This window comes from Arthrobacter sp. SPT-J7, assembly GCF_059089965.1.
In genome coordinates this window covers 235,411-255,116 of the sequence record NZ_JBNHFF010000005.1, presented here as the reverse complement: position 1 = coordinate 255,116, position 19,706 = coordinate 235,411, and the positions used below count along the sequence as shown (strand labels likewise).

At 63.1% G+C, this 19,706-nt stretch carries 18 protein-coding genes; 4 read left to right on the top strand and 14 right to left on the bottom strand.

The genetic code is table 11. The annotated features are described in order from the left end of the window. Positions 1-7: 7 nt before the first annotated feature. The 12 genes from AC5RWX_RS10795 to AC5RWX_RS10740 all read right to left on the bottom strand — a co-directional run bounded on the left by AC5RWX_RS10795 (position 8) and on the right by AC5RWX_RS10740 (position 12,931). Entirely contained in the window at positions 8-847 is an 840-nt protein-coding gene (locus AC5RWX_RS10795; RefSeq protein WP_494078029.1) for a glycosyltransferase family 2 protein, read from the bottom strand. Beyond that, positions 844-1,701, bottom strand: coding sequence for a prenyltransferase (locus AC5RWX_RS10790; protein ID WP_494078030.1), 858 nt, complete (start codon positions 1,699-1,701; stop codon positions 844-846). Before AC5RWX_RS10790 ends, AC5RWX_RS10795 begins: the two co-directional genes overlap by 4 nt. Further along, on the bottom strand, positions 1,698-2,045 hold the full coding sequence (locus tag AC5RWX_RS10785; protein ID WP_494078031.1) for a lycopene cyclase domain-containing protein: 348 nt from the start codon (positions 2,043-2,045) through the stop codon (positions 1,698-1,700). Before AC5RWX_RS10785 ends, AC5RWX_RS10790 begins: the two co-directional genes overlap by 4 nt. Continuing rightward, a complete protein-coding gene (locus tag AC5RWX_RS10780) occupies positions 2,042-2,419 on the bottom strand; it encodes a lycopene cyclase domain-containing protein (protein WP_494078032.1) in 378 nt (125 codons plus the stop codon). The genes AC5RWX_RS10785 and AC5RWX_RS10780 overlap by 4 nt, the downstream gene beginning before the upstream one ends. Next, a complete protein-coding gene (gene crtI, locus AC5RWX_RS10775; RefSeq protein ID WP_494097452.1) occupies positions 2,416-4,119 on the bottom strand; it encodes a phytoene desaturase family protein in 1,704 nt (567 codons plus the stop codon). The genes AC5RWX_RS10780 and crtI overlap by 4 nt, the downstream gene beginning before the upstream one ends. Positions 4,120-4,166: 47 nt before the next feature. Beyond that, the gene (locus AC5RWX_RS10770; RefSeq protein WP_494097426.1) at positions 4,167-5,051 is read right to left on the bottom strand and encodes a phytoene/squalene synthase family protein; all 885 of its coding nucleotides are present in this window, start codon (positions 5,049-5,051) and stop codon (positions 4,167-4,169) included. Positions 5,052-5,056: 5 nt separating this feature from the next. Continuing rightward, positions 5,057-6,148 carry a polyprenyl synthetase family protein gene (locus tag AC5RWX_RS10765; protein ID WP_494078034.1) on the bottom strand — a complete coding sequence of 364 codons (1,092 nt, stop codon included), beginning with the start codon at positions 6,146-6,148 and terminating at the stop codon, positions 5,057-5,059. Next, complete coding sequence (locus tag AC5RWX_RS10760; protein ID WP_494078035.1) at positions 6,145-6,621, bottom strand: MarR family winged helix-turn-helix transcriptional regulator; 477 nt, start codon at positions 6,619-6,621, stop codon at positions 6,145-6,147. Before AC5RWX_RS10760 ends, AC5RWX_RS10765 begins: the two co-directional genes overlap by 4 nt. Before the next feature lie 182 nt (positions 6,622-6,803). Then, entirely contained in the window at positions 6,804-9,911 is a 3,108-nt protein-coding gene (locus tag AC5RWX_RS10755; RefSeq protein ID WP_494078126.1) for a DEAD/DEAH box helicase, read from the bottom strand. Between the two features lie 426 nt (positions 9,912-10,337). Next, entirely contained in the window at positions 10,338-11,009 is a 672-nt protein-coding gene (locus tag AC5RWX_RS10750) for a hypothetical protein (protein ID WP_494078036.1), read from the bottom strand. 174 nt (positions 11,010-11,183) lie between these two features. After that, a complete protein-coding gene (locus tag AC5RWX_RS10745; protein WP_494097425.1) occupies positions 11,184-12,203 on the bottom strand; it encodes an NAD(P)-dependent alcohol dehydrogenase in 1,020 nt (339 codons plus the stop codon). Further along, complete coding sequence (locus tag AC5RWX_RS10740) at positions 12,200-12,931, bottom strand: DUF2306 domain-containing protein (RefSeq protein ID WP_494078038.1); 732 nt, start codon at positions 12,929-12,931, stop codon at positions 12,200-12,202. The genes AC5RWX_RS10745 and AC5RWX_RS10740 overlap by 4 nt, the downstream gene beginning before the upstream one ends. Before the next feature lie 108 nt (positions 12,932-13,039). On the opposite strand from AC5RWX_RS10740, the gene AC5RWX_RS10735 reads away from it, so the two are divergent. Further along, positions 13,040-13,732, top strand: coding sequence for a TetR/AcrR family transcriptional regulator (locus AC5RWX_RS10735; protein WP_494078039.1), 693 nt, complete (start codon positions 13,040-13,042; stop codon positions 13,730-13,732). Between the two features lie 163 nt (positions 13,733-13,895). On the opposite strand, the gene AC5RWX_RS10730 is transcribed toward AC5RWX_RS10735, so the two are convergent. After that, positions 13,896-14,495, bottom strand: coding sequence for a hypothetical protein (locus AC5RWX_RS10730; protein ID WP_494078040.1), 600 nt, complete (start codon positions 14,493-14,495; stop codon positions 13,896-13,898). A gap of 738 nt (positions 14,496-15,233) precedes the next feature. On the opposite strand from AC5RWX_RS10730, the gene AC5RWX_RS10725 reads away from it, so the two are divergent. The 3 genes from AC5RWX_RS10725 (at position 15,234) to AC5RWX_RS10715 (ending at position 18,878) form a co-directional block, all read left to right on the top strand. Then, the gene (locus tag AC5RWX_RS10725; protein ID WP_494078041.1) at positions 15,234-16,346 is read left to right on the top strand and encodes a GmrSD restriction endonuclease domain-containing protein; all 1,113 of its coding nucleotides are present in this window, start codon (positions 15,234-15,236) and stop codon (positions 16,344-16,346) included. Positions 16,347-17,498: 1,152 nt separating this feature from the next. Next, entirely contained in the window at positions 17,499-17,684 is a 186-nt protein-coding gene (locus AC5RWX_RS10720) for a hypothetical protein (protein ID WP_494078042.1), read from the top strand. Positions 17,685-18,038: 354 nt separating this feature from the next. Further along, positions 18,039-18,878: a hypothetical protein gene (locus AC5RWX_RS10715; RefSeq protein ID WP_494078043.1), complete on the top strand. Its 840-nt coding sequence runs from the start codon at positions 18,039-18,041 to the stop codon at positions 18,876-18,878. A gap of 165 nt (positions 18,879-19,043) precedes the next feature. Here AC5RWX_RS10715 and AC5RWX_RS10710 read toward each other — a convergent pair whose 3' ends face one another. Beyond that, a complete protein-coding gene (locus tag AC5RWX_RS10710) occupies positions 19,044-19,664 on the bottom strand; it encodes a phosphoribosylanthranilate isomerase (protein WP_494078044.1) in 621 nt (206 codons plus the stop codon). Positions 19,665-19,706 lie beyond the last annotated feature (42 nt).

The following is a 19,706-nucleotide window of genomic DNA, read 5'->3' as shown; positions in this document are numbered from 1 at the left end:
CGAAAACTTACATCCGCCGATAAACGGGCCGTCCGGTGACACGTGCCAGCCAGCGCTGCCCGGCGGACTGCACCGCCCAGTTCAACCTCAGCGTGGCGAAGGCCCAGCGGAAGCACCGGGCAAAGGCGCCGGGGACGGTGAAGATGCGGCCCGCCGCGCCGACGCGCAGCCGCCGGTCAAACCGGACCGTCGCCCACGGTGCCAGCTGGAAGCTCAGGTCCAGGTCATCGTGTATTCCCGCCCGGTGCCGGTGGACTGCGTCCGCGCACTGCTGCCAGGCGGTGCGGCGCATGGCGAAGTTGGACCCCCACACCGGAATGCCCGCGAGGGCGGCACCGGCACCGTAGCGGTAGCCGGACGAATACGCCGCGGACGCCAGCCAAGCGACCGGGCGCGGCAGGTCGTAGAACCGGCCCGGGCCGGTGAGCGCATCCAGGCCGGGGTCTTCGCCGAACGCGGCGCTGATCCGGGCCAGCCAGTCTTCCGGCGGACGGGTATCGGCGTCGCAGCGGACAATCACGTCGCCGGCGGCCGCATCGTAGCCCGCGGCGGCAGCGGCCGGGATGCCGCGCCGCGGTTCGGTGATCACGCGGGCCCCGGCGTCGCGGGCCACTTGGGCCGAGGCATCCGAGCAGCCGTTGTCCACCACGATGATTTCGTCCGCGGGACGTGTCTGCCGTGCCAGCAGCGCCAGGCAGTCGGCGAGCGCAGCGGCGTCGTCCAGCACCGGAATCACCACGGACAGCGACGGCCCGCCGTGCGGCTGGACCCCGCCGAGCAGCCGGCCGGCGTCGGCCGGATACCACCGGTCCTGCGCCGGACCGGTCCGCTTGCCCGGCGTTGTCACCGGATCCCCGCGTACCAGATCAGCAGCATGGTGACCAGGAATCCCACCACGTAGTTCAGCCAGAGGAAGCGCTTCCAGCCAGCGTTTGCGGCGGCCGATCCGGCGTCGTCAATCCGGGCGAACCGCAGCACGTTGACCAGATACGGCAGCACCAGCAGGGCCGCCAGCGGGCCGGGCCAGTCGGTGGCCAGCATCAGCGCACCCGCGGCCGCATAGGCAGCAGCGGAGGCCAGCACCGTGCGGCGTGCGCCCAGGACGGTAGCGATCGAGCCCAGCCCGGCCTCGCGGTCCGGGACCACGTCCTGCACCGCACCGAACGCATGGCTGGCCATGCCCCAGAGGAAGTAGGCGGCCAGCAGCGCCCACAGCCCGGGCGTGAACTGGGCCCCGGCCAGCACCAGCCCGAAGACCGCGGGCGAGACGAAGTGCGTGCTGGAGGTCATCGAGTCCAGGAAGGGCCGTTCCTTGAAGCGCAGCCCCGGCGCACTGTAGGCGTACACCGCTGCCAGCGAGACCAGCAGCACCAGGTTCGACGCCAAGCTCCCGGCCAGCGCCAGCACCACCACGAACGGGACGGTGGCGATGGCGCAGGCCTGCAGGATGGCACGATGCCGCGCGCGATCTACCACGGCGCCCTCGGCCCCGCCCTTGCGCGGGTTGAGCAGGTCGGATTCGTAGTCGAACACGTCGTTGATGCCGTACATGGCCAGGTTGTACGGGACCAGGAAGAAGACGGTGCCCACCACCAGCAGCCAGTCGATCCGGCCAGCGGCCAGCAGGTACGCGGCGGCGAACGGGTAGGCGGTGTTCACCCAGGACACCGGCCGGGAGGTGATGACCAGTTCGCGGATCACCGGTGCTCCTCTCCCCCGCTGGCTTTGTCAGAACGACGACGGCGGGGCCCGCCGATGAGCAGCAGCCAGACCGCGGGCAGCAACAGGGCGGCGCCCAGCGGGTACGCGAAGTCCTCGATCGGGGCCAGCCCGATCCGCAGCCCGGCCAGCGCATGTCCGCCGTAGTCGAACAGGCCGGAGGCAATCATCACGTTGTCGAACACCGCGGTCAGCACCCACAACGCGGCAATGGTCAGGCCGGCGGCCGCTGCAGCTCCGCGGGGCACCCGCCGGGCCAGCACCGCCGCCACCACGGCGGCGAGCGCCAGGCCGAGGAAAATCCAGTTCAGCTCCACAAAGCTCATGCCGCACCTCCTGCCCGCGGGCCGCCGTCGTGCTCCACCAGATGCCTGTTGGCGTAGCGGGATGTGCGGCGGTGCCTGCCCCAGGCCAGCAGCCCGGTGAACAAGATCATGGTCTGGTAGCAGAGGAAGGCCAGGAAGAAGGCCTCCTCCAGCGGCAGCTGCGGACCGAGCATGATGCCGGTCATCAGCGGCGAGTCCCGGTGCAGGAAGATGCCCAGTGCAATCGCCCAGACGTCCCAGGCCAGGAAGTAGGTCAGCCCGACGGCCATGGTGATCGCGGCGGCCAGCGGACGGGCGAAGAAGAACAGCTTGTAGCGGGCGTCCAGCAGGGCCATGCAGCCCAGCAACGCCACCAAGACGGCAAGGTAGATCATGCGCTGCTCCCCGCGGCATCGGCGGACGGGAGCGTGCTGGGCGCCGGGCCGCCTGACCTTCCAGTGTCGGCGGACGCGAGCTTGCTGGGCGTCGCATTAGCCTCCACCGCACCGTCGGGCTCCGGCAACGCTCCCGGCCTCTTGATCCCCTGCACCGCCTTGAGCACCAGTTCGGCGCTGATCAGGCACATCGGCACGCCGATCCCCGGCCGCACCGAACTGCCCACGTAGTGCAGCCCCTCGACCTTGCGGCTCCGGTTGCCCGGCCGCAGGAACGCGCTCTGCCGCAGCGTGTGCGCGGCCCCGAGCGCGCTGCCGCGCCAGGCGTTGAAACCGTCCACGAAGTCCGCGGGTCCGTAGGTGCGGCGGACCGCAATCCGGCCGCGCAGGTTCTCGATTCCGGCCCAGGCGGCCAGCTGGTCGATGGCCGCGTCGGCCACGGACTCAACGATGGCCGAGCCTTCGCCGTCGTCGCCGCCGGATCCCCAGTCCGGGGCCGCGGGGGCGGGCACCAGGATGAACAGGTTCGCGTCCCCCGCCGGTGCCACGCCGCCGTCGGTAGCACTGGGCTTGCACACATAAATGGAGGTCTCCTGCGCCAGCGCGCGGCCGGCCTGGATCCGGCCGAAGTTGTCCTTCCAGTCCCGGGTGAACAGCAGGTTGTGGTGCGCCAGCTCCGGCAGCTTGCCGCGCACACCCAGGCAGACCAGCACCGCGCTGGGCCCCGGGTCGCGGCGCCGCCACACCGGCTCCGGGTGGCTGCGCAGCTGCGCCGGCAGCAGTTCGGTCTCCACGTGGTGCAGGTCCGCGGCGGCGACGACGGTGCGCGCCGGCGTCCGCTGCTGGGTCCCTTCGGCGTCGGTCCACACCACCGCCTCGCAGCGGGCCTTTTCGCCGGCGGGCCCGGTGATGATCCGGCGGACGGTGGCCCGGGTTTCGATCCGCACGCCGGCCTCGCGGGCCAGCCGTTCCATCGCATCCACCAGCGCGGCGAATCCGCCCAGCGGGTAGTACACGCCGTCGTCCAGGTCCAGGTGGCTCATCAGGTGGTACATCGCCGGGGCGCGGAACGGGCTGGTGCCCAGGAACACCGCCGGATAGCCGAGCACCTGCTGTTGCCGCGGCTCGGCGAACCGCTCGCGGACGTAGCGGTCCAGGCTCCAGCCCAGCAGCTTGGCCAGACGCGGCGCCCGCCGCAGCACCTGCGGGTGAGCCAGCCCGCGGAAGTCGGCGAAGTCGTCGTACAGAAAGTGGTCCTTGGCCAGCCGGTAAGTCTCCGCGGCCTCGTCCAGGTAATGCCGCAGCGGCTGCCCGGATCCCGGCTGCAGCTGTTCGAAGAGCCCTACGGCGTGCTCCCGGCCGGAGCGGACTTCGGCCACCTCCGGATGCCCCTCGAACCAGGTCCGGTAGGCCGGGTCCAGCCTCACCAGGTCCAGCTGGTCGGCGGCGCTGGTGCCCATCAGCCGGTACCAGTGGTCGACCACCTCCGGCATCAGATACCAGGACGGGCCGGTGTCGAAGCGGAAGCCGTCGCGCTCGTACCGCCCGGAGCGGCCGCCCAGCCCGGTGCGCTGCTCCAGCAGGGTGACCCGGTGCCCGGCCTTGGCCAGCAGCCCGGCCGTTGCCAACCCGGAGATGCCGCCGCCGATCACCACCACCGGTTTGTCGGCGGAGCCGCGGGACTGCGCGGCCGGCCCCATCTTCACCCGGCGCGCGGCCAGCCGGTGCTTGAAAGACGTCAGGCTCATCAGGCGGCGCTCCGTCCGCGCAGCCGCTGCCGGGCCAAAACCCGCAGCGCGATCGCGGCCTTCTGCGGTGTCCCTACCCGGACGCGGCGGGACAGCATCTCGTCTGCCGGCACCCGCTCCAACCGGTTCACCAGCGCGCTGAACAGGGCATGGGCCAGTTCCACGGCGCTGCAGGCGCCGGGCGGGAGCAACGGAATGCCCTGCCGGGCTGCTTCCAAGTCTTCGCGGATCTCAGCCACCAGCTTCAGCTTGAGCGCCTCGTCGAAGTTGCCGGCATCCGCCCGCGGGAAGTAGCTGCGGCCCAGCTGCAGGTTGTCCGCCGCGACGTCGCGCAGGAAATTCACCTTTTGGAACGCCGCCCCCAGCCGACGTGCGGCAGCGTTGAGCTCTTCGTCGCGGCCGGCCACCGCGCCGGGCATCGCCTGGAACACCCGCAGGCACATCAGGCCCACCACCTCGGCCGAGCCGTAGATGTATTCCTCCAGCGAATCGTCTGTATGCTCAGCCACGGTGATGTCCGCCCGCATGGAGGCGAAGAACGGGCGAGTCAGGTCGGTGCCGATGCCGCTGCGGCGAGTGGTCCCGGCGAACGCGTGCACCACCATGTTGGTGCTGTAGCCGGTGAGCATCGCCGTCTCGGTTTCCCGTTCAAGCCGGTCTAGCTGGTCCCGCACAGCCGCCGAGTCCAGGCCGGCCGCGGCGGCAGCACCGTCCACCGCCTCATCGGCCACGCGGACCAGGGCGTAGATGTTGGCGATATCCCGCCGCCCTTCCGGACCCAGCAGCCGGCAGGCCAGGCCAAAGGAGGTGGAATAGGCGGAGAGCACGACGCCGGCGCTGCGGCCGGCTGCGTCGGTATAGCGGAGCAGCGGGTTCAGTTCCATGGCCCCTACTTCCCTCTGGTCAGCACGTGCATGCAGACCCCTTCGAGCTCGGCCCGGGCGGCGGCGTGCAACGGCAGTCCTTTGGATTCCTGCAGCGCCTCGTCCACCAGATTGCGGGCGAGCTCTTTGGCCCGGAGGTCGGCGCCGCAGTCCTTGAGCGCGGACCGCACCCGGTCCGATTCCACCTCTCCCCTGCGGAAAGCGGCCAGCAAGTCATCGAACCCGTCGGCCTCGGCGGCAAAGGCGGTCAGCACGGTGCGCTTGCCTTCGCGCAGATCGGATTCAGCCGATTTGCCCGTGGTGTCGGGTTCGCCGAAGGTCCCCAGCACGTCGTCCACGATTTGGTAGGCGACGCCGATGCGCCGTCCGATCGCAGCCAGCGCCTCGGCCTGGTCCGGCCCGGCGCCCGCGAGCAACGCGCCCGCCTTCAGCGGCGCTTCGAAGGAGTAGCCGGCGGTCTTCAGGCTCTCCATGTCCAGTACGTCCTGCAAATCGGGCGGGCCCGTGGAGGCGGACAACAGCACGTCCTCCAGCTCGCCGGCGGCGGACGCGAAGACTGCGTCGTGCACGGTCTCGACCAACTCCTCGGCTTCGGGCAGACCGGCTGCAACGTGGCCGGTCAGCCGCAGCGCACCGGTAAGCAGCAAGTCGCCGGCGATGATCGACGCCGAGTGGCCGAAGTGCTCGGCGTCCTGCTGGGACAGTCCCTGGGCCAGAGCTTGGTCGCGGTAGTGGGCGCCGATGGTGGACTGGCCGCGGCGGACAAAGTCGCGGTCAATCACGTCGTCGTGGACCACCAACGCGGTGTGCAGCAGCTCGAACGCGGCTGCCATTTTCGCGCAGCGGCCGGCATCCTCGCCATCGAAGGCGGCGTAGGCCAGGTGCACCATTCTGGGGCGCAACCGCTTCCCGCCCTGCAGGGCAGATTCGATGTGATTCCACATCAGCGGGAAGGATCGCGAGACCTTGCCGGCCTGGGTACGGTTTCTGTGCACGAAGTCTTGCAGTTCCGCTTCGACCAGTGAGCCGAACCGTTTCCAACTGCCGTTGTTGGAAAATGGCGGGGCGGGCTTCCAGCTGGTGGCGTTGACGGTCATGTGGGCCCCTTCCCGGTGAGTTGGGGGGTTTCATGCTGCTCGCCCTCCAGCTCCGCAATGCGTTGCTCCATAGCCTGCACCACGCCGGCCAGATACGTCACCACCGCCTCCTGCTGAGCAGGTTCCATGCCCCGAACCAGCTGATCCGTCTGCCGGATCATCGGCATCAGCTTGGACATCACCTGCCCGGCGGCGTGGGGCTTCGGCTCGATCATCATGCTCCGCCGGTCCTGCGGATGCGGTACCCGCTGCGCATGATCGGCCCGCACCAAGCGGTCCACCACCGTGGTGACTGCGGCCGTGGTGATGTGCAGGGCGCCCGCCAACTGCGACGGCGTCATCGGCCCCTTCGTCATCAGGTGCTGCATGGCCTGGAAGTCCGTCTCGTTCGTCCCCATCGCACGGCGCATCTGGTACTCCACCACGTCGTTGAGCACCAGCACCTTCCGCATCAACACTGACGCGGCATGCATCTCCGGCCTTCTCGGCCCTTCACCCTCGCGCAAATCCTAACCCAACTGATCATCAGAAAGTTTAGCTACATGATGGTCTAAGGAAGTACGTTTTGTCGAGGGCATGAATCACCTGCAACCGCTTTAGGACGAGGACATCCTCAGTGATGACCGAACGCCGTGAGGCTTTGGCAGCGGTTGCTTTATCGAGCTACCGCACTCCCTGCTGCATAGACATCGGCCGGCATTGGTCGGTGCAGCTTCCACGTAATCCCAATCGGCTTGTCCCCCGAGTGCTGCACATAGTCGACTTGACCAAGACATGTGTATGGCAGGGTCATTCCGAAGTCATCCTTCGCTCGATCCCGAGTGAACAGAACGACTTGCGAACCGTGCGCTTTGCGGTCAAGGTACCGTCGGCCGACAGGACTCGTGGTGGACGTCGCGTTCTGAGACTCCCAGTGGAAGAGGTCCTCGCTCAGTGCATAATCCCGGTACATGGTTGTCGCGGAGTGCATCTTTTCGTCCTTGTTTAGCGTTACGAATAAGGCATCCGTGGCCGTGTCCGCGCTCCAAGCCACCCCCTCGCGGTGCTCCGCGTTCCTGGCTCCGAGCCTGGCAAAGCCCAACGCCGCCAACACTTCTTCGCGTCGGTAGGTGGCGTGTGAATACATTGGAATGTGCTGCAGACCCATCCCCAGCCCCTTGGGCATGCGGCGGGCAGCCTGGACCCCGAGCTTCATCAATTGGCTGATCTCGGAACAGGCATAGGTATGGGACCGCAACTGCTCGAAGGCGTCGTCGTACTTTTCGAAGCCCCCGCCGTCGCGCCAAAGAGTGAAGAACAACATGCGGGCCAGCACCTTCTCCCGCTCCCCGAGGTCCTCGTATAGCGGGGCATCCGCGGACACCAGTGATGTGTAGGTCTCGGCCCGTTCCGGGTCATCCACGTGCAGCAGAGCGGTCATCTTCTTTAGCACCAAGTGCTCCTCAAAGACGGACCGGCCCTCGCGATGGAGGACAGGCGGCACACCGCCGTCGATCAGCCCTGCCTCGCGGATTAGTGAGGTCCAGGAGTCTCCGCTCTTCCGATACACCTCGGCGAGGTCGCGGCCGGACTCGCGCAGGTAATCCTCGAGCAAAACCTCCGCATGCGAGCGGACGTCAGCTACGAGCTGCTTGCGGTTGAACCTTAGCTGGGACTTGATGTTTTCCAGCACGGTCTGCTGGGCCACCCGGTCCAGAATGATCTGACAGCCGGAGGGCAGCAGCGGGAACTCGTCCTCGATCTGTTTGACCAGGCCGGCCCTGCTGGTTCCCGTGAGTGCCCGGAGCTTGGGGTCGAAACGGAATTCGCGGCGCTGCTGGCCGATGAAGTCGAGGACTGACAGCACGGCCTTGTCCTCCGCACGCCGCAGGCCGCGGCCGAGCTGCTGGAGGAAGATTGTGGAGCTCTGCGTCGGGCGCAGCAGAAGGATGGTGTCGATTTCCGGAACGTCCAGGCCTTCGTTGAAAAGGTCGACGGCGAAAACGCAGTTGATCTCCTTGCTGCGAAGTTTGGCCAGGGCGGTGGCACGCTCATCGCTGTCGGTGGCACCTGAAACGGCTACGGAGGCTATGCCGGCCTGATTGAAGACCCTCGCCATGTAGTGCGCATGTTGAACCGAAACGCAGAAGCCGATGGCTCGCATTTCCCGTGTGCTGAGCACCTTGTCGCGTAGTTCCTTGATTACCTTGGCTGCACGGGCGTCGTTGCCCGTGTACAAGACGCTTAATGCCGCGGCATCGTAGTTGCCGCGCTTCCATTCCACTTTGCTTAGGTCGACATCGTCGGCCAGCCCAAAGTAGTGAAACGGCACGAGAAGGTCTGCGTCCAGCGCGTCCCAGAGCCGCAGTTCGCTGGCGATCCGGCCGCCGAAAAACTCGTCGGCTACGTTGACCCCGTCTCCTCGCTCAGGCGTCGCCGTCAGGCCAAGCAGTTCCAGCGGGCGAAGGTGGTCGATGATGCTCCGGTACGTTGGCGCTTCCGCGTGGTGGAACTCGTCGATGACCACGACGTCGAAATGGCCGGCTTCGAATCGATCCATCCCCTTGGCGGCGAGGGACTGGACGCTGGCGAACACATGTTTCCATCGGGTTGGCTTATGGTCACCCACGTAGAGTTCGCCAAACGAGCCGCTCTGCATGACGGCGCGGTATGTGCGTAGGGATTGCTCCAGAATTTCCTTACGGTGGGCTACGAATAGAAGCGTCAGCGGGCGGTCGGCGTCGTCGCAGAGTCTTTTGTAGTCCAATGCTGCGACGACGGTTTTGCCGGTACCGGTGGCGGCCACTATCAGGTTTCGATGGTGGCCGAGGAGTCCGCGGGACGTTTCCAACTCCTCCAACATCTCGACCTGGTGCAGATGAGGCTGGACTTCCAACCCCGTAGCACCCATCGGTTGCATGGCCGTGGTGCCCCCGTTCCGCAGCAGGGCAGCGTCCAGCCTTTCGGCGTCCTTATCCGGATCGTAGGGGACGAAGGCTCGCTGTTCCCAATAACTATTGAACGTGACCTCGAACTTATTTAGCAGCGCAGGCGTTGTCACGGCGGATAGGCGGACGTTCCATTCCAGCCCGTCTAGGAGGGCGGGCCTACTCAAATTTGAACTACCCACATAAGCCGTACCGAACCCGGTGTTGCGGTGGAAAAGCCATGCCTTGGCGTGGAGCCGAGTAGCTTGTGTTTCATAGCTGATTCGCACCTCGGCTCCGTACCGGCGGACGAGTTCGTCGACCGCGCGGCGTTCGGTGGCGCCCATGTAAGTGGTGGTGATGACGCGGATGCGAACGCCGCGTTCTGCGAGCTCATCGAGCGCCGTCTCGAGTAGACGCAGACCACTCCACTTGATGAAGGCACTGAGCAGATCGACGCTATTGGCCGATGTCATTTCAGCACGGAGCTCAGCTGCCAGGTTCGGATCGTCCTTGCCGTTGGTTAGAAGGGCAGAATCCGACAGTGGGGTGAGTGGACGACGAAGGTTACGGAGCCTCAATTTTTCCGGTGCATGAAGCGAGAAAAGCTGCTGCGGGCCATCCTTGATCGAGTCTTCTGCCTGGATGCCCTCCAGCAGCTTGTTGGCGAGTGCCAGCCGGTCCTCGGGCTTCGCTGCCGCTAGGGCATTTCTCGCGGCCTCGGCAATATGTCTTGTAAGGATCTCTGTGGCGTCGACTGCGCGGATTTGTTCGAAGTTCGCCTGATAGTGCGGCAAGTGTTCCAGCCGGCGCGCCAGAGATTCTGTGTGCAAAGCCTCATACAGACCTTCGGGCAGGGTTTCCGCCGGCTGTCCCCCAATAAATGCATTCACCAAGCCAGGGTAGATGAAGGCCCAGACAATTACTGCCCGGCCATGGCATATCGAGTCATTTGGGTCCCATCGACGACCAGTTTCGCAGGTCCGAGAGAGCCGCCTCTAGAACCGCGCTCGGAACGAAGCAGGAGGGCCGCCAGTGGAAGAATTTCTTGTCGCTTCGCCCCCCGAAGTGTCCAATCGCGGCGGCTGGCAGTGACCTGTGCTACCTCAGAAGAGCCCTGCATTCCCGCCACCCCCATCAGCCGTTACTGCGTTGTTATCCGTATCGCATCCACGCAGGTGCCCGGTTTACGAGTTAGCACTTCCAGGTGCAATAAAGTGCCCCCGGCCGACAAAGACGAGGGCACTCCGTTGCATGAGGCTTCCGCTAGCCTTCGCTAGCTACTAGAGCCGACTGATCCGCTCAACTTTGAACATCGGCACAGTGGTATTGCCGCCGATCTGCGTGTCGTAACTGAAGGATCCCAGGCTCGTCACCGTCATGCGCACAAGGTCATCGGCCACAATGTCATCCAGTTTGGGGCAGTTGCTCTCGCCATCGCCGGACGTGAGTATCGAGTTGTATTCGTAGTCCCAGTCGTAGGCCATGATCGTATGGCTGATGTCGGCACGGAAGATGCACTCCCCTGTGGCCGCATCGAACTGAGTGATCTTCCCGTAAACCACCAAGGTGTCTCCGGTGTAGTTGTCAGGCTTCTTGTTGATCTTGCTCAACTGACGGGCGGAGACTTCTGTAGCGTTGTCGATCTTCGCCTTCGCCTTGGCTTTCTTCTCGGCCGCAGCTTTCTTCTCTTCAGCCTTACGCTTCTTTTCTTCAGCCTTGCGCTTCTTTTCTTCGGCTGCCCGCTCTTTTTCAGCCTTCTCCGCGAAGGCTTGGCGTTCAGCCTCAAGTTTCTTCTCAGCCTCAGCCTGCTCGGCAGCGGCGGCAGCGGACGCGGAAGCCTCGGCAGCAGCGGCGGCAGTATCGACCGGCGCGCTGGCTGTGGTGGTATCCGCGCCACACCCGGACAGTGTCAATGCCAATGCAATGGCAGTAATGGTGAGCGCTTGGCGCACAGTGATTTCCCCCTAAAAATTGCAAGTGATGGTGAAAATCGTATTTCATTCACGAGCTTTTGCTTGCTGTTGCGACGAAATGGTTATCGTGTCCCTGGGCCAAACGAGATCTCGGCACATCACAAACGGACTCGCCGGTCACCTGATGGCAACTCCGACCAACGCCGTCGGCAGCTACACCACCATCTGATAGTGATCTTTGAGGGCTGGCTTGTCCGTAGCAGCAGGTCCGATTAGCAAGACAACACTGCCAGTCTTGCGTCCGGTGTCGGCGAAGCGGTGGGCTTGGACGATGTCGTCGAGGTTGTAGGTTCTGTCGATGACAGCTCGGAAGTGGCCGGTTTCTGCGAGGTAGACGAGGTGTTTGAGGTCGCCGGCGGAGTACTTGCTGGTGACGACGACTTGCTTGCCGCCTTTCCGGGTGCGGCTCGGTGCTCGCAGTATTGCTTTGAGGTCGGCGATGACCAGCAATAGCGATCCGCCTGGTTTGAGGGACTCATCGACTCGCTCAAAGGGAGCGTTGCCGACGCAGTCCATGATGACGTCGTAAGTCTTGCCCTCTCCGGTGAAGTCGGTCTGGGCGTAGTCGATGACCCGGTCAGCGCCGAGTAAAGCGACAAGTTCGGCGTTGGCTGCGCTGCTGACGCCGGTGACGTGTGCGCCCAGTTGTTTTGCGAGCTGTACAGCGGCTGTTCCGACGGCGCCGGACGCGCCGTTGATGAGGACGGTATCCCTCGATTTGGTGTCGGCCCGGTTGAGGAAGCTGCGTGCGGTGAGTCCACCGAAAACGAGGGTCGCTGCTTCCTCAAGGCCCATATTGCGGGGTTTGACTGTGATGTTTCCGTCTTGGCGCAGGCACGCATATTCGGCGTGGCCGCCGAAGTCGGCGCCGAGCATTCCGATGACCTCATCGCCGGGGTGGAATTTGGTGACCTCCGGGCCCACTGCCGCAACGACGCCTGCAAAGTCCATGCCCAGGACTCGATTGCGCGGCCGGAAGAGACCGAGGCCTTTCGCCGCCAGCAGCCCCAGGCCTTTGGGGACGTTGCGGCTCCTGGAACGGTAGTCGGCAGCGCTCAGGGTGCTCGCGTGGACTTTGACCAGAACATCGCGGGGACCGGGCGAGGGCTGAGGCACCTCGACCACGCTGACGACCTCCGGAGGGCCGAACTTCCGGTAGACCGCGGCCCTCATCGTGGTGCTCCGACGGGGAGTGCGGTCACCCTGCCGGACTTGCGGCTTGAGCGCCCGGAACTCTGGGCCCACCGGCGGATGAAGTACTCGGCGACCGCGAGGTTGAGCAGCCAGGCAGCACCGAGGAGCACAGCCCGGCTCAGTTCGTTGGTCGGGCCGACCAGCACGAACCACGGGATGCTCACCAGGGCCTGGGTTCCCGCAGCGATTCCGATGGCGTAGCCGCGGGCCATCCAGGCGCCGTGGGCAACAAAGTCCCGGCGCCGGATGGCGAGGACGCCCAGGAGAATGCTCGCGGCCATGGCCGTGCCGAAGACCAGCCGCAGGATGAGCAGGATGACGCCGTCGTCGGGCGGCAGATCGTAGAAGACGGCCATCCAGAGGCCGGAAAGGGCGGAGAGCAGTCCCGCCGGGATCAGGATGACCCCGGCGATCCGGTGCCAGTTGCGCCTGCCGCGTTTGCCGTGCCGCAGCGAGGGAACGAACTGGAAGGCCCCCAGCAGGCTGTAGACGATGGCGGTGGGGATGTGGATCAGCACCGGGACCGGCGAGTCGAAGAACCGTTGGTTGGCCGGCGTGACCGCAGCGCCGCCGGTCAGTTCAGCCACACGCAGCGACCCGAAGATCACCGGAATGATGCTGATGAAGATCAGCGCGGCGGGCACCAGCCAGACCGGTTTGGAGCGTCGCTTGACGATGGCGGAGGCGCCTGTGGTTTCCGTGATCATGCCAGATCCTCGAGTCATGGGTGTACGGCGTACACCTCGTAATCGATACGGTAGGTGTACGACGTACACTTGTCAAGAGAAGTTTTTAGCTCGGCAAAGGTGGTTCGGATGGTCAAGCAGGCAGAAGAGCTGCGCCGTGTGCCGCTGAACAGAGAACGGGTGCTGAGCGCCGCCGTCGTACTTGCCGATGAAGCCGGCGTGGAGCAGCTCAGCATGCGCAAACTGGCCCAGGAGCTGGGCGTGGTGCCGATGGCCCTCTACAAGCACGTTGCGAACAAGGAAGAGCTGCTGGACGGGATGGTCGACGTGATCGTCGGCGAGATCGATACAAGGACCAGCGGGTCGGGCTGGCGGAGTGACGTCCGGCAGCGAGTCCTCTCCGCTCGCGAAGTCCTCCTGCGCCATCCGTGGGCGCGCCAGGTGCTGGAGTCGCGGACCAACAAGTCGCCTGTTGTCCTCGACTACATGGACTCCGTGATCGGCATGTTCCGGGCGGGCGGGTTCTCGGTCGATCTGACGCACCACGTGATGCACGCACTGGGGAGCCGGATGTGGGGCTTCACCCAGGAGCTGTTCGACGACTCGCAGAGCGCGCCGGCGGACGTGCCGCCGGAGATGCTGCAGATGATGGCCGCGCGGTACCCCCATATTGCCGAGGTTGCGATGGCGGGAGCGCATGACGACGAGTCAGTGGTCGGCCAGGGCTGCGACGACCAGTTCGAGTTCGAGTTTGCGCTGGATCTGCTGCTGGACGGGTTTGAAAGGCTCCGCCAGCAAGGATGGACGTCGGCCCGGCGCTGAGGCGAAGGGCCGGAGGATCACTGCATTTTGGCGGCGTGCACGAAATGGCGGATCAGAAGCGCTTGCCATTCCAAGCAGTGCTACTGGCCCGTGGGCGGGCTATTGCCGTCTTAAGGGCAACCTCCTCGTCGTTGTTCGACACCCGCTTTACGGTGGTTTCACGTCAGCCCCTGCCCCCTTTATGTGAGGGCAGGTCTGGGACAAGTGAGTCCCAGTCGACGTCCGGCAGTGGCTTTCCTTCTGGCGTGCGTGTTAGCAAGTAGATCTTACGGGGCGGACGGAACTCCAGATGCCATGGATGGTTGATCGAGTCTGAGTTGACTAGCTTCCACGTTCCTTGCGCTTCCTCAGCCAAAATGGAGCCGTCGATATGGGCCATCTGGTGTTGTGCCACGCCTGAGTCACCGAACAGTTCCAAGGTCCACCCGCCCTCGGCGGGATACGAACGCGGCGTCCCTGCCCTACGTTGAGCGGCCAGTGTGCTCTCCTGAATCCATCCTGCGACCGTTGTTCCAATTAAAAGCCTGCCCCGCGCCGTAGTCCCGGCGTCCAAAGAGGCCCTCCCCTTGACGTCGCAAAAACCGTTTGGGCGCGCGTCCTGCAATTGCAATTTCGGTGTTGCCAATCCGGGCATGAAATTCAGAATTGCTCTTCCTGGTCCCTCGTTGTGCACGTTGATAGGCACCAGCAGCCAAAGGTAAAGGTCGTCCTGCTGAGGACTGTTGAACACCTGACCCGGCCGGACAGGCTGAAGATCCGACATAGCGGCGTCGTTTGTCGTGCTTGTGGCGAATCGCCATTTGCTCGGGTCGGATTCGTGGGTAGTTGTAACAATCGGAGAGCGGCCGTCAAGTCGAGTGCGCGTCGCTTCCGCAGCCATGAAGAGTGAGTGCTGGGTTTGGAGTCGCGCTTCTCTTAGGCTGCCGTTGGCTGCATAACGACGGCCGAAGCGGCAGTGGCTGCTGCCGCGGTAAAGGTTGCCCAAGTTTCAAGTTCCGCGGGGACACTCTAGCCTTCCGGGATTGCGTAGTTCCTATGCGCTCTGTGTCAACAATGTTCGCGCTTCCCCGCTATGACGCGGGGAATTCTCGCCTCGCCGAACCGACGGAAGCCAGGCTACCCTTATATCCTTTTTGGGCAGGGGGTTGCTCCCGGTTGCAGCGGAACGGGAGGGTAGGCAGCGGAGCCTCCAACGGAGCTGCCCCCCGGAGTGCTCTACTGACCCGAGTAGGCGAGACGCAAACCATTCGCTTCTCGGTTAATTTGTGTCTGGCTGTGGATGGCACTATCGGGGACACTTTGCGGATGCCTTGAAAGGTTGGGCGCGCAGCCGGCCACAGCCTTCAGTTGGCGGTCTGTCCGAATGGAGAGACCACGTGCCAAGCAGATTGTGCTTCAAGAATTGTTGAGCAAACCACAAGTAATTCTCAACTCTCGCTGAACGAGGACTGTCAGTCGTGCTTACGCGAGTTGATGCCGTGCTGTGTGTAGGATTCGTGAGGTGAACATCTCGCCCACATTCGCACTGCATGTTGTCCTTGATCTCGTCGCTTGGCGCGAAAGCAACACCTTGGAGCTCAGCCCAAAGTTTCAGCGACGCCCGGTATGGAAAGCGGCGTCGAAGAGCTACTTCATCGACTCGTTGCTTCAGGGGTTTCCTGTACCGCCAATCCACGTGCGGCTCGGCATGAGAAACAGGCAAGCTTATCGGGAGATCATTGACGGACAGCAGAGGCTGCGTGCAGTCTTTGATTTTCTGCAGGGCAAATACAGGCTCAGCAAGAATCTGGATTCACCTTGGGCTGGCATGGCATTCAAAGACCTCGACGGCAAGTCCGCTGACCGCCTCATGATGTATAAGTTTCACGCGTTTGAATATGACAATATCAACGATGCAACTGTGCTAGAAATATTCGCTCGAATTAATACGTATTCTGTAGCTCTCTCGAAACAGGAACTCCGGAACGGTAAATACTTCGGTGTCTTCAAGACGGCAATGTTCGATACCGCGCGTGACCACCTTGAATTTTGGCGACGCAGCAGGCTTTTCACTGAAGTCGGTATCGCCCGGATGCAGGAAGTAGAGTTCACTAGCGAACTCGCGATCCTGCTGATGGACGGCATCCAAGACAAGAAATCCTCCGTGGATTCGTTTTATGCGAATCTGGATGAGTACTGGGGCTTAGACCCAGTTTCTTGGACCTTTGGAAAGCAGCGCCGACCGCGAGAGTATCTGGATCGCGACGAAGTCATTGAGCGAATTGGTGTCATATTCACCGAAATAACAAATAGCTTGGGTGACCTCTTGGGTGAGTCAGAGTTCTCTCGACCACCAATTTTCTACAGCCTCTTTTCGGCGATCGCCCATCGTATCTTTGGTTTGCCTGGTGTTGGCCTCGAGACCCCGCTGCGTCCGCTCGACGATGACTCGCGAATTAGTTTGCGTGCAGCAGTTACCAGCCTTTCCGAACTGCTAAGCGACAAGCCAGCGCTCGAAGAACTCACGATGGAACAACGCCGTTTCGTTGTAGCCTCCGGGCGGCAGACCGATAATGTCGGTCCCCGCGAGGCTAGGCTCATGACGCTGTGGGACATGGCTGGTCTGGGCAAATAAAATGGCAGTGCAATTAAGCACGGCATTGACCAGGTTCAGAAACGACTGCACTAGCACGTGGAAATGGCTAGGTGCAACCGAAGCATTGTGGATGACGGCACCGCCGACCACTGACGTTCGTCGCGGATTGAAGGTCCCGCAGTTGGAGGCACTCTATGAGGCAGCATATCTACGGATCTTCACTGCATGGGAAGTCTTCCAAGAAGACGTCACCATTAGGATGATGGCGGGGGCTGGAACCACCTCTTATCGTCCCAGCCCTACTGCTGGACGGACCATTCACCCCACGCTTACTGCTGCCCGAACCGCGCTCTATAACGGCAGGGACTACTTGCTTTGGCACAACCCTGCCAGTGTTCGGAACAGGGTGAGTAATTTCGTGAGCGGGTCGCCTTTGGAGTTTGAGCTCCAAGCTTCCGAGAACTGGCTCTTAAGCGTGGGCCACATAAGGCACCGGGTGGCCCACGCCTCCGATGATGCTGGCAGAAAGTTCGAAGCTTCATCACTGACTCTTACCGGTGCGGCCTATAAGTCTCCAGGGCGGCTCTTACGGGCGCAGGACACAACGGACCCACTGAATATGACTCGCTGGATTTTGGTAATCTCGAAGGAACTTTTGGAAATTGCGGATCGATCGGTCAATTAATTTTCCAAGACCGTAACGATGCGCCAAAGTGGGGGGCGCCCGACAATCCTCCGCCAAACGCGGATTAATCGGGCGAGGGACGCTTTTGACGGCGTGACACCGGCCAGTGGTGGTGGCCGCAGGCGCACCCGCCCCACTCGACGGCCATGACTATCCGCGGACTCGCCCTCGGCCGCTTCCTACGAAACCGCGTTCCTCGGACCAGCGTTCGAGCTATTAGCTGATCGGGCCGGGTTAGACCGGGAGTGGATTGCGCATGAAGAATTTCCGGGCTGCCAGACTTGTAAGCCATGTACCGAAACTGGAGTCGACGGCCAACAAGACGCCGACCGTCCTGGATTACGTGGACTCAGTGATCGGCGTGTTCCGGGCCGGCGGATTCTCGGCGGATCTGACGCATCACATAATTCACGCTCTGGGGAGCCGTATGTGGGGCTGCACCAAGGAGATGTTCGACGGCTCGCAGAGTGGCCCCCTGTGGACGTGCGGGCGAAATGCTGTAGACGATGGCCGTCAGGTACCCTCATGTCGCCGAGGTTGCCATGGCGGGCGCTCACGAAGACGCATCAGTGGTGGGCCAAGGCTGCGACGACCAGTTCGAGTTCGAGTTTGCGCTGGACCTGCTGCCTCGAGCGCCTGCACCAGCAGGGATGGACCTCGGCCCGGCGCTAATGGGACGGACCCTTTCATAGACCGCCCCGTCCCGTTAGGTGGGAAGTGACGACATAGCCGTGCTCCGTCAACTGTCACCCTTGGCGCTCGCGCCCAGAATCCACCATCGAAAGTGCAGGCGAAAACTGATGAGGCGTCAGCACTCTGACGCCTTACAACTCCGACATGGAAACAACACGTCGACCCCGAACACCTTGGGCCAGACAATGCTCGATAGGCATGGTTCTCAATGCCTGCGTGTCTAAAGTGTGTCCGTTCAACTAGCAGTTGCATCCGAGGGTCTGCTAATACTTACTTCTATCAGGCAAGCTTCTATCAGGCAAGCAAAAGCGATTAGGCCTACTAGGCGTCGCACACCACGAACTGGAGGCGACATGACTCACCCACCACTAGACAGGCTTTCAAGAAAGCACAGCCTCGGCGTCCACATCAAAATGAACTCCGAGCGTGTTACCCGCAAGATGCTCTCCATCTCGATAAACCGGCAGGATGGGGGAATTATGGTGACGCCGCATCTGCAGAACTGGGGAGTGATCATTTCGTCGGAACTGGTGGTCCCTGAGGAAGGCGGGCTCATTCCTAACGAAGGCAACTATGTACAGACGGGTGAGGAGAACAAACCAAAGCTTCACTACCATCGGTCTGGAATGACATCTGTTCAACCACAGAAGTACAGCGGAGGTGTAGGAAGAAAGACCATTCACCTTCCTTCTCTCGATGATCTCGATGCTGTTCAGATATTCTCCGTCGCAGCACGATTGCCTGGGCTCCTGCCTTGGGACCAGAAGGAGAACCCAGGCGACATCCTGCACATCCTTGATCGGTCGGAAGTCAAATCATTGCTTCTCTCAGGCGTCATTTATGACCGCTCAAAAATTATTGCTGGCAGCATTGGTGGAGCAGAAGGATCCAAACCGGTCACTTTTGCATCCGATCACAATAACGCCGTGCTAGTCGACCTTTCGGGTTACGGACTCGAATCCGTGCTCGGCCTTTATTTTAACCCTGCGCCACAGGCACTCCCCGACTTTGCTGCAGACTTCACCCTGATAAGCTTCCATCCCGAACAAATAAGTACGCACGGAGCCGTCGCAATTCACGCAGGATCTGGTTTTCCATTTGCTAGTTTGCAGATGCCGATACCAGACATTTCCACCATTCATCAGGTAGCCTCGCTGCGTCCAGTGTCCACGCTTATTGAGCGAAAACTCTAATTGTTAACTCCCCACTGTTCGATGTGGGCTCCGGCGGCGGCAATAGCAACCAGCATTGATTGAAGACTTGAAAAGGGCTCCCTTCGACCTCACAGCGGGATGTGCGCCGGAAGGCCAGACCAGCAGGGTTGGACGTCGGCCCGGCGCTGAGGCGGCGCCGCAGGCTCACTGCATTTTGGCGGCGTGCACGAATTCGCGGATCAGTCCGCTGTCCTTGATACCGCGGCTGGATTCAACGCCGCTGGAGACATCCACGCCGTTGGGCCGGAGAGTGGCGATCAGCACGCCGACGTTGGCAGGAGTCAGCCCACCGGCCAGCAGCCAGAATCCGCGCGGCGGCTGCGCCTGGATGGCGCTCGCGTCGAAGGTCACCCCGGCGCCGGGCTCCACTGCGTCGAGCAGGATCCGCCCGCTCTCCCAGTCCGCCTTTTCATTCGCCGACAGGGCGTCGTAGGCATCGGCGGAGAAGGCGCGCAGCGTGCGGAACCCGGCGTCCTCCAGCGAGCGGATGTCGTCGCGGGTTTCCTCTCCGTGCAGCTGGACGGCGGTCACCGCTGCTGCCCGGGCGGTCTCGATGACTTCGCCGATGGGCTGGTTGCGGAACACGCCGACCGTTTCGAACGCTGCCGGCACGGCCTCGCCGAGCGAGCGAGCCAGTTTCGCGCTGACCGTGCGCGGACCGCCCGGTGCGAAAACAAATCCCACCGCGTCGGCGCCGGCGCTGATGGCGGCCGCGACCGCTTCGGGGGTCCGCAGTCCGCAGATCTTGACGTAGGTTTCAGCCATCAATCCTGCCCGTCTGTGCCATGCGTGTAAGTATGTCCCGTT